The sequence below is a fragment of the Fervidicella metallireducens AeB genome (genome assembly GCF_000601455.1).
In the GTDB taxonomy this organism is placed as follows: Bacteria; Bacillota; Clostridia; order Clostridiales; family Caloramatoraceae; genus Fervidicella; species Fervidicella metallireducens.
The window spans coordinates 21,794-35,666 of sequence record NZ_AZQP01000032.1 but is presented as its reverse complement, the minus strand read 5'-3'; the positions used below and the strand labels follow the sequence as shown (position 1 = coordinate 35,666).

Genomic DNA, 13,873 nt, shown 5'->3' with positions numbered 1-13,873 from the left:
CAACCCTCCCCATAAAATGTATGCAGGAATATATTATACCACAAAAAACTAAAAAAGGGGTAAGAACCCCCATTTTATATTAAACTGCAATATATTCCGCATCATCTATTGATAATTTATCACTTGAACATTTTACACCTAGAATAAATTTTATTCCCTGACTATTAGCCACATCCTTAGTAAACTCACAAAACTCAATAACATCATTCATATTATCTTTTAATATATTACTGAGATTATCAATAACTATAGATTCGATATCATAATCCTCGGCTAAAATACCGTAAATGAAACCCTTAAATGAATCAAGATTTGAAATGGGGACTTGTGAGGTATCGATTAGTCTAATCTTTGAATTTAAGTCAAAAATACCATCTAGGTTATTACTGATGTAAACTATGTTGCCCTTAGTTTGATTAATGAGTTCATTTGCAATTGAAATAAGTTTTTTTGTTTTTCCGGAACCTTTTTCACCGGTCAGCACCTGAATCATTTTAATCACCCCATTAAATTATTTTGTACCCCTAATTTAAGGATACTATATTCTGAATATTTTTGCAATTTATTTTAGCTCAAATTATCACTCTATTGGGTAGTATTAACTTTATAATGCAAAATATTCATATTTTACATCAAAAAAGAAACAATTTCTTTACCCATTCTAGATAGAACAATATATTTTAATTTTCATGTAAGAATTTCACTTGAAATTTTTTTATATTTCTATTTTTTAAAACAAAAACTGCCCTTATAAACTGGGGCAGTTCAATACTATTCTGCTGGGATTATGTGTATTTGGGAATTTGGCAGTCTATTTTTAATTTCTGAAATAACTCCGTCCTCATTACTACCAATTGGTGACTCTCCAAGTACAATATGCCCTATCTTTTTGTTGTATGCAAAATCAGCAATTGTATCAATTACATTATCTGATCTTAAAACGGTTAAATCTGCTCCTACCTCCTTTGATTTTTCAAATAAATATTCAAGAGCTTCCGATTCCTGCTTATTTCCTAGAAAATTGACTCCTTCCCTTGCAACATGTATTACGTATAAATCTCCACTAAGTTTTTTTCTGATTTCAGCACCGTTTTTAATTAATCTTTCACATGTCTTTTGTTGTGTAACACAAACCATTATATTATTAGTCATATTCATGCTATAACCCCTTTCATGGGTAGAATATTCCCATAATTATATTATACTACTCCCCTCTGTTTTAGGACACTTTATTCTATCAAAATCATAAACTTTTTACAAACCTTAAAATCTTTTTATATAAGTCTTACAAGCTAACTTTACCAAAATATAAGATAATAATTCAAGTATTCAATTAAATACGTATATTATTTAAAAAACCGGGAATTCCCGGTTATATTTTTTCTATAAATATATCATCATATTTTATTTTACCAAGAGAATTCATTCTGACGCCGGCAATTCCATCTCTGCTTATCACTCCTGATTGAGGATGATGTAAAAATAACCAAGGTGCATCATCTACAATAATATTCTGTATCCTCTTATACAATTCTAGTCTTTTTTCAGGGTTAAGCATTTCTCTAGCTTGTTTCATAAGCTCAAGAACCTCTGGGTTGTTATATCCTGTAAAATTAGTATAATTATCAGGGTTAAATAAAGGTTCTAAATAATTGTCTGCATCCCCTGTGTCAGCAACCCAACCACTTATAAATATATCACATTTACTTATGCTTTCCGGGCTTAGATATTTATTAGATGGTACTTTCACAATTACACAATCAATACCTATTTCCTTTAGATTTTTCACAATGCAGTCTGTTATCTTGTCATTTGTAGTATTAACAGAACCTTCTCTTGCTAAAATGACAAGTTTATCTAATTTACCTGAAACTGCCTTTCTCAATATTTCTTTTGCTTTTTGAGGATTGTAGCTGAAACCAGGTAGATAAGAATTATCCACTATGCTTGGTGGAAAAGGGCCCTTTGATTCAACAGCCATGCCGCCTAATATTTCATTTATAATATATTTTCTATCAATTGCATAATTTATTGCCTTTCTTACTTCTTTATTTCTAGCGTATACAGAATTTCCTCTTAAATTAAATCCTGCATATGACGTTGTCATTACATTTTCCATTCTAACCTTGTTAGCATATTTAGACTCTTTAATATTTTTCATAGCACTCATGTTGTCGATTATTATAAAATCATATCTACCTTCAATAAAATTAGTTGCAGCATTTTCATCCTGATATACAATCTCTACTTTATCAACATAAGGACTTCCTCCAAAATATTCCTTAAATGCAGCTAATACACATTCATTTTCTCCTGTTTTTTCAATGTAAAAGGGTCCACATCCAACAAAATTACCCTTAGCCACTTCTTCCTTTGCCATTATCGAACAGCAACTTTGTGCTAAATTTAATAAGAATCCTGTATATGGTGAGGTAAGCTTTATAGAAACTCTATATTTATCTAAAACTTTTATCCCCAAAACTTCCCTTGTTTTTCCTTTTTGAAAATCATCAGCTCCATAAATCAAGGATAAGAACCAGGCGTTTGGTGAATTCAATGATGGTGTTAATATCCTCTCAAGAGAATATTTAACGTCATCTGCTGTGATTTCCCTTCCATTATGAAATTTAGCACCCTTTCTTAAATTGAATATCCATGTAACATTATCTTCTTCTACATACCAGCTTTTAGCTACACCTGGTAGAATATCCGTAGACATCCCTTGAATAAGTAATCCTGCATGATTATTGGCAAAAATTTTTCCACTCTGTTGATCAAAAGCCATTGCAGGGTCAAAGGATGATGGTGCCCCATTGATATAGGTTCTAATTTTCAATTCAATTGTATTTGAACCTTGCAGTTTACTTTTAAACCCCTTCGTTACATCTAATAGATTTTTGGATACTTCTGATAATGTATCTATTGATGCTTTTGTGTATTCAGTATCCATTGAAGCTGTTTCTATCATTGCCATTACCTTTTCTGATATTTTATTCATATCTTCAGCTGATTGAACTACGTTTTCCAGATTCTGCGTCTGATCAGTAACAGCCTTGTTTATCTCCTCAGTTACGTTTGTTGTAACATTTACAGCTTCAATTATCCTATTAAAGACTTCCTTTGTATTATGTGCAATTTCTGTTCCCTGTTTAACCCTTGTACCACTTTTTTCTATCGCTTCAATGGTCTGTTTTATGCTAATATTAATCTCCTCTACAGTTTTGGTAATTTTCTCAGCAGATTCTGAGCTTCTTTGGGCAAGCTTTTTTACCTCTGCAGCAACAACAGCAAATCCCCTACCTGCTTCACCAGCCTTGCAGCTTCAATTGAAGCATTAAGAGAAAGTAAATTTGTCTGTTCTGCTATGTCCTTAATTATTTTCAACATATCATTTATATGTAAAGACTTTTTGTTAAGCTCATTTACAACCTCTTTTATGTAATTAAAAGATACTTCTATTTCCCCCATTGCCCTTAGTGAATCTTCAACTGCCTTGCTACCTTCTGTAGCAGTATGTAAAGTTTCAATTGCTGTCTGCTGGGAATGCGCTGTACTTGCAAAAACTTCTTCAGCTAAGGCTGAATAGTTATTTATTTCGTTAACAACCTTATCAATTGAATCCATTTGTAATTCAACATATTTTGATATACTAGAAATTGTGTCAATCAGGTTCTCTGTTGCAAAACCTGTCTCTTCAATTTTTCTGTATATTCTATCAACCATGTTATACTGATTATCCCTTAAAAGTACTGTTGACATATCAGTTTCAACATTAGAGTTCTGTTCTACATTAGCTACATTTTCTAATTTTTTTAATTGCTCTGTATCTTTCTTGCTGTTTTTCCAAGGAAACATAGTATCCCCCCAAATAAATAATATAAATTCTTGATAAATTACCATTCTATTTAATTATAATTTTAATTTAATTTTATATCAACAAAAAAAGGACTGGTTTTTACCAATCCTTTATTTTTTATCTACCTCTGCCTGACCTTGCATTTTTTCTTTCTCTTCGACAGGTTCCACATCTTACAGGTTCATTTTCAAATCCCTTTTCCCTATAAAATTCCTGTTCTCCAACTGTAAAAGTAAATGGTTTTCCGCAGTCTTTACAAATGATTTCCTTGTCTTGCATAATAACTCTCCTTATTTAATTATTTCCTTTTAGGATACATAATGTATTATCTCCAAATTTAACATTGTTATTCATATTTATTGTGTGTATTATTTTATTTTTTTTATATAATAAAAGTATAACAATAAATTTTAAGGTGATAAGATGGATGCTCAAAAAATAAATTCTATGCTTTCCCGTGAAGAAGGAACTAAACTTGATTTTAAGCTTAAACTTAATATTGAAACAGAGAGCGGAAAAAAAGAATTGGCAAAGGATGTTTGTGCCATAGCAAATTCAAGGGGTGGACGAGGACATATATTATTCGGTATAGAGGATAAAACAAAAAAAATTATTGGTATTAACCTAGATGAATTTAGTGAAGAGCAAATTCAGCAGGTTGTCAGTACCCGTATTGACCCTCCAGTACCAATATCAGTTGATACAGTTAATATTGATAACCATATAATTGGAGTGTTAACTATATATTATACCGAACAAAAACCCCATCAACTAAGGGATAATGGTGCCTTTTATATAAGACGTGGCTCAACTACTGATATCATGAGAAAAGAAGAAATAGCTTCTATGCTACAGGACACAGGACTTATTAATTATGAACTCCTTCCCTTATATAAAGCCTGCATAGATGATTTGGATCATGAGAAGTTATTAAACTTCTTCCACAAATCAGGCCTGCCACTTAATATTAACAAATCCATTCTTTTATCAATGGGTATAATTGCAAAGGAAAAGGACTACAATGAATATCACCCAACATGTGGTGGTATGCTCCTGTTTGGAAAAAATCCTCAGATTTTCTTACCACATGCAATTATTAGAATTCATAACTATACAAATGAATTAAATCCTGAACATTATATCGCTTCTGGAACAATAATAGAAATGCTTAACGATGCATGTTCTTATTTGAGAAATAATATAGATAACAAGGATTACCCCTTTGAAATTGTTGAAGATTTCTTAGGCAAATCAGTTATATACAGAGATTATTTCGAAATAAATTCTGCCATAGAAGTTTTTATTAACAAAAACAAAATTGAAATCACTAATCCTGGAGCTGCTGTAAAAGAAACAAACCGAAGTCTGGAAAAATACGTTCGTAGAAACATGTGGTTATACTTAAAGGTTATTGCCTTGGACTCCACTGGGCAGTATTTCAATAAATCTATAAATCTTTCAGAATTAACTCAAAAATTTGGAAAAATAAAGACTTTTAACATTCTTTCTAAAAACCTATATAAGGTAATATTACCACTTAAGATAAAACAGTAAAATTCGGATAACCGAACTTTACTGTTTTAAAATACTATTAATTCTCTCTATTTCATTTGTATGAAACTCAAGTACTTCTGTTAATCTCTCCTGAGTCTTAAGATGATCGTTGTCGAAGTCAAACTTAATACACCAGACTGGATTGTATTCTTCTTCAACCTCTTCAACTTCATAACCCTCTAGTTCTAATGCTTCTATGTTATACAAATCATAAAATTCATTATATTCATCATCACTAACATCTCTGTCAGTTGTCAAAAATAAATTTACAACATTATTTTCAACAAACGCCTTAAAAATCAATCCATTATCATCTTCAATCTCATAACTTCCTAGTTCATTCTGAAGTATACCTTCGACTTTTTCCATTAATACCAATCCCTTTGATTCCATCAAAACACCTCCTCTATTAATTTGTTTAAAAATCTATTTATTATTCAATTCTTTTTAATAAAAAATTGTTATTCGCCAAGCCCATAGGGCATGGCGAACAACCATTAGAATTCTAATTTTTCTTCTATATATCTAACAACTTCAGAAATTGGAATTCTGACTTGTTCCATTGAATCCCTTTCTCTAATTGTTACACAGTTATCAGTCTCTGAATCAAAATCATAGGTTATACAGAAAGGTGTACCTATTTCATCTTGTCTTCTATATCTCTTTCCAATACTTCCTGTTTCGTCATAATCAACCATAAACTTCTTAGCAAGCTCTGTATAAACTCTTTGGGCACCTTCAGATAATTTCTTTGAAAGTGGAAGTATTGCAGCCTTATATGGAGCCAGCGCTGGATGAAGTCTTAAAACTATTCTTGAATCTCCTTCACCTAAATCCTCTTCATCATAAGCATCAACTAAAAAGGCTAATGCAACTCTATCTGCTCCAACAGAAGGTTCAATACAATATGGAACATATTTTTCGTTTGTTTGTGGATCCATATATACTAATTCTTCGCCGGAATGTTCTATATGTTGTTTTAGGTCAAAATCAGTTCTACTTGCTATACCCCATAGTTCTCCCCAGCCAAATGGGAATTTATATTCTATATCTGTTGTTGCATTACTATAATGTGAAAGTTCTTCCTTATCATGATCCCTAAGTCTTATATTTTCTTGATTTAGCCCTAATTTCAAAAGCCAATCCTTACAATAACCTCTCCAGTAATCAAACCACTGTAACTCCTCACCTGGCTTGCAGAAAAATTCAAGCTCCATCTGTTCAAATTCTCTAGTTCTAAAGGTAAAATTACCAGGAGTAATTTCATTTCTGAAGGACTTGCCTATTTGACCTACTCCAAAGGGAAGCTTTTTTCTAGTTGTTCTTAATACATTTTTAAAGTTGACGAATATACCTTGAGCTGTTTCAGGCCTTAAATATACAACTGCCTTTGAATCTTCTGTAACACCTTGAAAAGTTTTAAACATAAGATTAAATTGTCTTATATCTGTAAAATTGTTTTTTCCACACTCAGGGCAACTGATATTATGTTCCTTTATGTAATCCATCATCCTTTGATTACTCCAGCCATCCACTAAAGGATTAGCCTCACCTGTCTTCATCATATAATCTTCAATAAGTTTATCAGCTCTAAATCTAGCTTTGCATTCCTTACAATCCATAAGTGGGTCACTAAAACCACCAACATGCCCTGAAGCAACCCATGTCTGTGGATTCATAAGAATAGCACAGTCTACCCCAACGTTGTATGGAGACTCTTGTATAAATTTTCTCCACCATGCCTTTTTTACATTATTTTTAAACTCTACACCCAAAGGACCGTAATCCCATGTGTTAGCTAATCCTCCATAGATTTCAGAACCTGGGAAAATATATCCTCTGCTTTTACAAAGTGCAACTATCTTATCCATAGTTTTTTCAAATGCCATAAATAAACCTCCTTGATTCAATTTAAAAAAATAAAAACCTCCATCCCAAAGCAAGGGACGAAAGGTTTTCTTCCGCGGTTCCACCCTTATTGACATAAAAGTCCACTTTATAAAAAACACTCCGAGATGCCCTTCACTAAAGCTTATTATCGAACTTACACCATCTTCGACTCGCTTTAAATAAGACATTTAGCTACTCCTTCTCTTCACAGTGTCTTATAAAATTCTACTTAATGTCTATAATACCAAAACAGCTAAATTTGTCAATATCCTCATTAATAATTATTGGCCACAGCCGCTGCAACCTCCGCCACAGCTTGGTGCAACAGGTCTTAAAGATGTTATTACAAAACCTTCTGAAGGCTCTGTAACAAAATCAATATTAATGCCATCAGCATAAACTGGCATGTATTCAGTATCTGTTATAAAAGTTAATCCACTTATTTCTGTGGTTTCATCTCCTTCTTTTACATCATCAAATGCTATACCAAACTTAGCTCCTGAACATGCAACACCTGCAACATATATTCTAACTGTTGGTTTTTCATTATGTTCTTTAACCGCATCCAAAATCTTTTCAATTGCAACTTGTGAAACTTTTATTTCCATATTTTTGCCTCCTTAATCTTTCTATAAACTTAGTATACTCCCTATAGGTAAATTAATCAATGTGATATTTATCTCAATTAATTTTTCTGATATACTTAAGATTATTAATTTAAAGGAATGGTGAATATGATTAGACTTTGGGGAAAAATAATTAAAGAAAATAGAATACTACTTAATGAAGTTGTTATTTGCAACGAGAAAATTGAATACCAGCAGGAACTTAAAAAATGTATTAATGAGTTATGCTATAAATTTGATATTTCAAAGCCCTATTGGCTGCCAAACAATCTTGAGGAGTTTAATAAATTCAAAAAAACTTCCTTCAAACAGGACAACTTTATTGAAGAAATTGATTTTGATAGATTTGAAATTATAGTTCTGGAGGAAAAATAAAAGCTAACACTATGTTTTTCTTATATTAACTTAAGAATTTGTCTTACATCCATTCTTAAGATTCCACCTCACCATGGACACCCTTGCCATTGGATAATGGTTTCCATTACCAAGCCCGTTGCGGACTTTCACCGCTAAGCTGTCGCCTATGCCGGGCCATGTAAAAACCCCATGATATATGTAACATACATGGGGTTAAACTGATTTTTTCTTTAAAATTATTGAAACTCTTCTGCTTTATAACTCCAGCTTATTTTCAAGCTCTTTTTTCAAATCCTCATATCCTGGTTTTCCAAGTAAAGCAAACATGTTCTTCTTATAAGCTTCAACTCCTGGCTGATTAAATGGATTGACACCCAACATATAACCGCTTATTCCACATGCCTTTTCAAAGAGGTAAACTAATTTACCAAAATAGTACGGTGTCAATTCAGGTATGTTAATAATCAAATTAGGTACTCCACCGTCGTTGTGCGCTAAAACTGTTCCTTGAAAGGCTTTTTTGTTAACAAAATCCATGGTCTTCCCTGAAAGAAAATTCAATCCGTCTATATTATCCTTTTCTTCTTTAATAGTAATGTCTTCTCTAACTTTCTCAACATTGATAACTGTTTCAAATAAACTTCTTTCTCCTTCTTGTATATACTGTCCCATTGAATGAAGATCCGTTGAGAAATCTACTGAAGCAGGGAATATACCTTTTCCTTCTTTTCCCTCACTTTCTCCAAATAGCTGCTTCCACCATTCTGAAAAATAATGCAGGGCTGGTTCATAGTTAACCATTAATTCAATTTTCTTACCCTTTTTGTAAAGAATATTACGTGCAGCAGCATAAATATATGCTGGGTTGTTTTCAATATCCATATTTGAATATTCTTTTAATCCATCCTTTGCACCCTTCATTATCTCCTTTATATCTATACCACTAACAGCAATTGGTAATAGTCCTACTGCTGTTAAAACAGAATAACGTCCTCCTACATCATCAGGAATAACAAATGTTTCATAACCCTCTGCATCAGCAAGTTTTTTTAATGCACCCTTTTCCTTATCCGTTGTTGCATAAATTCTTTCCTTGGCTCCATCTTTTCCGTATTTATTTTCCATATACTCTTTAAATATTCTAAATGCTATTGCTGGTTCAGTGGTAGTACCTGATTTGGAAATTACGTTAACAGATATTTCCTTTCCATCTATTACATCAAGTAAATCCCTTAAATAAACTGAACTTATATTGTTTCCAACAAAATAAATCTCTGGAGACCTTCTGATTTCTTTTGATACTAAATTATAAAAACTATGGTTTAACATTTCCATTGCAGCCCTGGCTCCCAAGTATGAACCACCTATTCCAATGACTAAAAGAACATCTGAATTGGATCTTATTTTTTCAGCAGCTTTTACGATTCTATCAAATTCATCCTTGTCATAATTTTCAGGAAGGTCAACCCAGCCTAAAAAATCACTTCCTTCTCCAGTTCTGTTATGTATTTTCTTGTGAGCATCATCAATTAAACTAACCATTTCCTGAATTTCTTCTTTACTAACTAACCCTAATGTCTTAGAATAATCAACCCTAATATTTGTCATCTTAACGCAATTACCTCCATTTCTTAGTCTTGATATAAATTTTAATATAATAATCCCTATTCTTCAATATCATAGTCTAACAAATATAAATTTTCAAAATTCAATCCGATGCTTATATAATAATATTATCAGTATTATTTGAATTATTAATATCATAGGAACCAAAAACCTGAATTTAATGTGCCTTGTTTTGTGTCTGAAAAATTTCATGCCTAATAAAACACCTAAACTTCCAAACAAAAGTGTTAAAGCAAAAAATTTTCTTTCAGAAATCCTCCATATCCCCTTTTTTGCTCTTAATTTATCTATATACATCATATAAAAAGCATAGAAGTTTACAATAATTAAATAACCCCAAAGATAACTCACTTTAATACTTCCCCTTTCAAATATTATTTTCAACCAAAAAAGCTGACATAAAACTATTCTGTTAATGATAATTTTACATCAGCTTCTTTTTATTATCGAATATATTCTATTTATTTTGATTTACTTTGCATATTTATATTCTAGTGCCTACATTATAAGCAATTTCCAAAATCTCTTTTCTTATATCTGCTACATTGGATGTAAGTCCAGCTGCAATTATTTTACCCTTTGATTCCATTCCAAGACCATTAAATATATTCATCAGATTATCTGCTACCACCCTATATGCATCCTCTCTATCATGGCCTTGTGTCAATATTACAATAAACTTTTTTCCAGCTGGCAATGAGATATCAAAATGTCCCCTCGAAAATGCAAAAAGCCTGTCTATAAAGTTTTTACCTATTCCAGTAATGTATCCCATATATATAGGTGAAGCAAAAATCAAAAGATCAGCTTCGTTCATCTTTGAATATATTTGTTGCATGTCATCCTTTTGAATACATTCACCTGTTCTTTTACACTGATAGCATCCTTTACAACCCTTAATATCTAAGTTATTTAATTTAAATTTATCCACAACCATATCTGAATGGGCGTTCCTTATGCCATCTAACACGCTATTTATTATTAAGTCAGAATTTCCTCCTACCCTTGGACTACATGATATAGTCACAACTTTCATAATATCAGCTCCTAACAAAAATAAATCACATAAATATTATAACACAATTATTTAAATAATGCTATACTATTTGTCTGTGATTAAAATTATATGTTAGTTTAGTATGGTATTTAATGATTATTATTCATTCCATTCAATATGATGAAGTATTAAAGAAGCTGTGTCTTCTATAGCCTTTCTTGTTACATCGATAACTTTACATCTAAGTTTTTTCATAACCATATCAGAATATTCAAACTCTAACAATATTCTCTCTGTATTTGCATACTCAATTTGACCGATATTACCCATTCTTGACATCCTGTTTTTCCTAATTTCAATGAGTTCTAAAGGGTCTATTGTTAAACCAATAATTTTTTTTCTATCTATTTCAAAAAGTTCCTTTGGAAGTGATACTTCAGGTACAAGAGGAACATTGGCTGCCTTTATACCCTTATTAGCCAGATAAACACAAAGAGGCGTTTTAGAAGTTCTTGATAAGCCAATTAAAACAACATCTGCAAACTTTATTCCTCTATCATCCTTACTGTCATCATAGGCAATTGCAAATTCCATTGCCTCAATTTTTTTGAAATAATCCTGATCAAGCTTTCTTACAGCACCTGGTTTATATGCAGGTGTTTTTCCAGTTAATCTAGCCACAGAATTTATACAAGGTCCAAGTACGTTTACAATATGTATACCCCTTTCCACTGATATCTGTACTAAAAAATCTCTTATATCTGCCATAACTATTGTTGAAATTATCATGCAGTTTTTAGAGTCTATACTATTAATAAAATTCATTATTTCTTCCCTGGTTTTAAGATAAGAAATTCTCTTAACTCTGACTTCATAGTCAAATTGGCTTGCCGTTGCCCTTGCCACTTGCTCTGCTGTTTCTCCAATGGAATCAGATACAGCGTATATTATCATTATTATCACCTCGTACGAATTGATATAACACTTTTATTTTTAGAATTATTTTAATTTTAACACATTTAGGTTGTTATTATAAGTAATTTATATTATTTTTGATTAGTTTATAACTTTCTAAATTATGCTATAATATTTTTGTTGTCATTTAAAGGAGGTTTTAAAATGCACATAAGGGGATATATCTATGCAATAATATCTGCTATTTTTTTTGGTAGTGCTGGTATTTTTGTAAAAAACGGCTACAGCAATAACTTCACTCCTGTAGATTTATTAATGTTACAATACATTATCGCTGGGGTAATATTATTTTTTATATGTCTTTTTAAATACAAGAAAGATTTGTCTCTTAATAGTACTACAATAAAAAAACTATTAATTCAAGGAGCAATAGGTAATACGCTTATGACAGTATTTTTCTATTCATCATTTAAATATCTTGAAGTTTCTGTTGCCACAATGCTGCTTTACACTTATCCTGCAATGGTTGCCCTATTTTCTTTCTTGTTTTTTGGTGAAAAAATAACAAGGCGAAAAGCAACTGCTATAATTGGAACTTTTCTAGGTTGTGTTCTGGTTTTGAATATATTTTCTTTTGAATTTAATTTTGAGTTAAAAGGAATTTTATTTGGTATATTAAGTGCAGTTTTTTACTCATTTATGAATATTTATGCTCAAAATTTAGTTGATGAAGTTCCACCTATTGTTGTAACTTTTTATACTACAATTTTCTCATTGCTGGTTTTAATAATTTTTAATTTCAATTTTATTGAAAAGCTTCCATATGTTACTTTAAACTCTTTATCCAATGCAGCATTACTTGCTTTTTTCTGTGAAATTATACCACTAACCCTATTATACGGAGCAATAAAGTACATTGGTCCAGTAATTACTTCTATTATCAGCACTTTAGAAATTCCTTCAGCTGCGATTTTTTCCTATTTCATTATGGGTGAAAAATTTACCCTGAATCAAATTTCAGGAATTGTAATAATCGTATTCTGCGTTATACTTTTAAAAAAAGACGATAAAAACTAAAAGGGCTATTCAGCCCCTTTCTCTATATCTTTTTTTATAGTTTTCAAAATCCCAATGTTCTAAAAACTCCTCTACACTTTTGTATCCTGATGCAAAAAGTTTCATACTCTTTTCACTGGTTATATTAAATTCAGTAGTCCTGATGCCATTGGTTGGAATTGTTATTGTTCTGATAAAATCACTTTCCCTAATATGCCTTAATTCATTTTCTTCAACCATAGTGTCAATGATATCAATAGCATAATGAATAATGTTTCTTTTCCCTTTAGCTGTGTTGCTTAAATTACATTCAAGAAATTTCAAACCAAAGGTGGGCCACCTAGGTGTTCCCTCTATATCAAATATCCAGACAGGAAAATTACTTACAACTCCTCCATCAACTATAAAACATTGTTTATTCTCCTTTTTTAAAATAACTGGCTTAAAGTAAAAAGGTATAGCCGTACTCATCCTTACAGCCAAAGCAATATCTAAATCATCAGGATTAATTCCATATTTAGTAATATCATCAGGCAGAATAAGCATTTCCTTGTTTGTTATATCTGTTGCTATAATTTTAAGCCTCCATTTTCCATCCAATTTTACATCTTTGAACTTGGTTTTCCCCTTCTTAATAAATAAATCTCTTAAGAGATTTTCTAAATAATCCCCAGAATAAATAGCTTTTTCAAAGATAAATCCTCCAATTGGACCAATTAAAGGTATACTCTGTAATGAATCCCTATCAAGAAATCTTGTATAATCTAAATTAAAAATTATATCTTTTATTTCTTCTGAGGTATATCCAACAGCTATCAAGGATGCTATAATAGCTCCTGCTGACGTTCCTGCAACTCTTTGGAACTTGTAACCTCTTTGTTCAAGAGAGGATATAGCACCTGCAAAACCAATCCCCTTAACTCCTCCCCCCTCAAAAACCAAATCAGCATACACATGCATCAACTCCATATAATTTCTTATATAGAATATGAATAA

General features: G+C 31.4%; 15 protein-coding genes, 1 pseudogene and 1 other annotated feature. Of the genes and pseudogenes, 3 read left to right on the top strand and 13 right to left on the bottom strand.

What is annotated here, in order from left to right; all coding sequences use genetic code 11:
- Positions 1 to 79: 79 nt before the first annotated feature.
- From Q428_RS09960 to Q428_RS09945, 5 genes and pseudogenes are all read right to left on the bottom strand, one after another.
- The gene (locus Q428_RS09960; protein WP_051515104.1) at positions 80 to 493 is read right to left on the bottom strand and encodes a P-loop NTPase family protein; all 414 of its coding nucleotides are present in this window, start codon (positions 491 to 493) and stop codon (positions 80 to 82) included.
- 278 nt (positions 494 to 771) lie between these two features.
- On the bottom strand, positions 772 to 1,158 hold the full coding sequence (locus Q428_RS09955) for an adenine nucleotide alpha hydrolase family protein (RefSeq protein WP_035380537.1): 387 nt from the start codon (positions 1,156 to 1,158) through the stop codon (positions 772 to 774).
- 214 nt (positions 1,159 to 1,372) lie between these two features.
- The gene (locus tag Q428_RS09950; RefSeq protein WP_242847823.1) at positions 1,373 to 2,998 is read right to left on the bottom strand and encodes an ABC transporter substrate-binding protein; all 1,626 of its coding nucleotides are present in this window, start codon (positions 2,996 to 2,998) and stop codon (positions 1,373 to 1,375) included.
- Between the two features lie 48 nt (positions 2,999 to 3,046).
- Positions 3,047 to 3,624: pseudogene (locus Q428_RS16030) on the bottom strand (methyl-accepting chemotaxis protein); the annotation flags it as partial.
- A 349-nt stretch (positions 3,625 to 3,973) separates the two neighbouring features.
- A complete protein-coding gene (locus tag Q428_RS09945; protein ID WP_035380535.1) occupies positions 3,974 to 4,135 on the bottom strand; it encodes a zinc-ribbon domain-containing protein in 162 nt (53 codons plus the stop codon).
- A 144-nt stretch (positions 4,136 to 4,279) separates the two neighbouring features.
- Between Q428_RS09945 and Q428_RS09940 the strand changes: the two genes are divergently transcribed.
- Positions 4,280 to 5,410, top strand: a complete 1,131-nt coding sequence (locus Q428_RS09940; protein ID WP_035380533.1) for an AlbA family DNA-binding domain-containing protein — start codon at positions 4,280 to 4,282, stop codon at positions 5,408 to 5,410.
- A gap of 18 nt (positions 5,411 to 5,428) precedes the next feature.
- Here Q428_RS09940 and Q428_RS09935 read toward each other — a convergent pair whose 3' ends face one another.
- From Q428_RS09935 to Q428_RS09925, 3 genes are all read right to left on the bottom strand, one after another.
- The gene (locus Q428_RS09935) at positions 5,429 to 5,803 is read right to left on the bottom strand and encodes a DUF6762 family protein (protein ID WP_035380531.1); all 375 of its coding nucleotides are present in this window, start codon (positions 5,801 to 5,803) and stop codon (positions 5,429 to 5,431) included.
- Between the two features lie 104 nt (positions 5,804 to 5,907).
- A complete protein-coding gene (locus Q428_RS09930; RefSeq protein ID WP_035380529.1) occupies positions 5,908 to 7,299 on the bottom strand; it encodes a glycine--tRNA ligase in 1,392 nt (463 codons plus the stop codon).
- A gap of 50 nt (positions 7,300 to 7,349) precedes the next feature.
- Positions 7,350 to 7,518: a binding site (T-box leader), on the bottom strand.
- A gap of 63 nt (positions 7,519 to 7,581) precedes the next feature.
- Positions 7,582 to 7,908, bottom strand: a complete 327-nt coding sequence (locus Q428_RS09925; RefSeq protein ID WP_035380527.1) for a HesB/IscA family protein — start codon at positions 7,906 to 7,908, stop codon at positions 7,582 to 7,584.
- Between the two features lie 126 nt (positions 7,909 to 8,034).
- Here Q428_RS09925 and Q428_RS09920 point away from each other — a divergent pair, with 126 nt between their 5' ends.
- Positions 8,035 to 8,301 carry a hypothetical protein gene (locus Q428_RS09920; protein WP_035380525.1) on the top strand — a complete coding sequence of 89 codons (267 nt, stop codon included), beginning with the start codon at positions 8,035 to 8,037 and terminating at the stop codon, positions 8,299 to 8,301.
- A gap of 237 nt (positions 8,302 to 8,538) precedes the next feature.
- On the opposite strand, the gene Q428_RS09915 is transcribed toward Q428_RS09920, so the two are convergent.
- The 4 genes from Q428_RS09915 to Q428_RS09900 all read right to left on the bottom strand — a co-directional run bounded on the left by Q428_RS09915 (position 8,539) and on the right by Q428_RS09900 (position 11,863).
- Positions 8,539 to 9,891, bottom strand: a complete 1,353-nt coding sequence (locus Q428_RS09915) for a glucose-6-phosphate isomerase (RefSeq protein ID WP_035380523.1) — start codon at positions 9,889 to 9,891, stop codon at positions 8,539 to 8,541.
- 93 nt (positions 9,892 to 9,984) lie between these two features.
- The gene (locus Q428_RS09910; protein ID WP_278244897.1) at positions 9,985 to 10,260 is read right to left on the bottom strand and encodes a DUF1294 domain-containing protein; all 276 of its coding nucleotides are present in this window, start codon (positions 10,258 to 10,260) and stop codon (positions 9,985 to 9,987) included.
- Positions 10,261 to 10,393: 133 nt separating this feature from the next.
- Positions 10,394 to 10,945, bottom strand: coding sequence for a flavodoxin family protein (locus Q428_RS09905; RefSeq protein WP_035380521.1), 552 nt, complete (start codon positions 10,943 to 10,945; stop codon positions 10,394 to 10,396).
- A 120-nt stretch (positions 10,946 to 11,065) separates the two neighbouring features.
- Positions 11,066 to 11,863, bottom strand: coding sequence for a pyruvate, water dikinase regulatory protein (locus tag Q428_RS09900; protein WP_035380546.1), 798 nt, complete (start codon positions 11,861 to 11,863; stop codon positions 11,066 to 11,068).
- A gap of 162 nt (positions 11,864 to 12,025) precedes the next feature.
- On the opposite strand from Q428_RS09900, the gene Q428_RS09895 reads away from it, so the two are divergent.
- Complete coding sequence (locus Q428_RS09895) at positions 12,026 to 12,898, top strand: DMT family transporter (RefSeq protein ID WP_051515103.1); 873 nt, start codon at positions 12,026 to 12,028, stop codon at positions 12,896 to 12,898.
- 9 nt (positions 12,899 to 12,907) lie between these two features.
- Here the strand turns inward: Q428_RS09895 and Q428_RS09890 are convergent, their stop codons facing one another.
- On the bottom strand, positions 12,908 to 13,837 hold the full coding sequence (locus tag Q428_RS09890) for a patatin-like phospholipase family protein (protein ID WP_035380517.1): 930 nt from the start codon (positions 13,835 to 13,837) through the stop codon (positions 12,908 to 12,910).
- Positions 13,838 to 13,873: the final 36 nt, after the last annotated feature.

Bases quoted from the DNA above. Each gene is read 5' to 3' on its own strand.
- Q428_RS09960 (WP_051515104.1), bottom strand. From the start codon at position 493: ATGATTCAGGTGCTGACCGGTGAAAAAGGTTCCGGAAAAACAAAAAAA.
- Q428_RS09915 (WP_035380523.1), bottom strand. From the start codon at position 9,891: ATGACAAATATTAGGGTTGATTATTCTAAGACATTAGGGTTAGTTAGT.
- Q428_RS09890 (WP_035380517.1), bottom strand. From the start codon at position 13,837: ATGCATGTGTATGCTGATTTGGTTTTTGAGGGGGGAGGAGTTAAGGGG.
- Q428_RS09935 (WP_035380531.1), bottom strand. From the start codon at position 5,803: ATGGAATCAAAGGGATTGGTATTAATGGAAAAAGTCGAAGGTATACTT.
- Q428_RS09940 (WP_035380533.1), top strand. From the start codon at position 4,280: ATGGATGCTCAAAAAATAAATTCTATGCTTTCCCGTGAAGAAGGAACT.
- Q428_RS09950 (WP_242847823.1), bottom strand. From the start codon at position 2,998: ATGAATAAAATATCAGAAAAGGTAATGGCAATGATAGAAACAGCTTCA.
- Q428_RS09895 (WP_051515103.1), top strand. From the start codon at position 12,026: ATGCACATAAGGGGATATATCTATGCAATAATATCTGCTATTTTTTTT.
- Q428_RS09945 (WP_035380535.1), bottom strand. From the start codon at position 4,135: ATGCAAGACAAGGAAATCATTTGTAAAGACTGCGGAAAACCATTTACT.
- Q428_RS09955 (WP_035380537.1), bottom strand. From the start codon at position 1,158: ATGAATATGACTAATAATATAATGGTTTGTGTTACACAACAAAAGACA.
- Q428_RS09920 (WP_035380525.1), top strand. From the start codon at position 8,035: ATGATTAGACTTTGGGGAAAAATAATTAAAGAAAATAGAATACTACTT.
- Q428_RS09925 (WP_035380527.1), bottom strand. From the start codon at position 7,908: ATGGAAATAAAAGTTTCACAAGTTGCAATTGAAAAGATTTTGGATGCG.
- Q428_RS09930 (WP_035380529.1), bottom strand. From the start codon at position 7,299: ATGGCATTTGAAAAAACTATGGATAAGATAGTTGCACTTTGTAAAAGC.
- Q428_RS09905 (WP_035380521.1), bottom strand. From the start codon at position 10,945: ATGAAAGTTGTGACTATATCATGTAGTCCAAGGGTAGGAGGAAATTCT.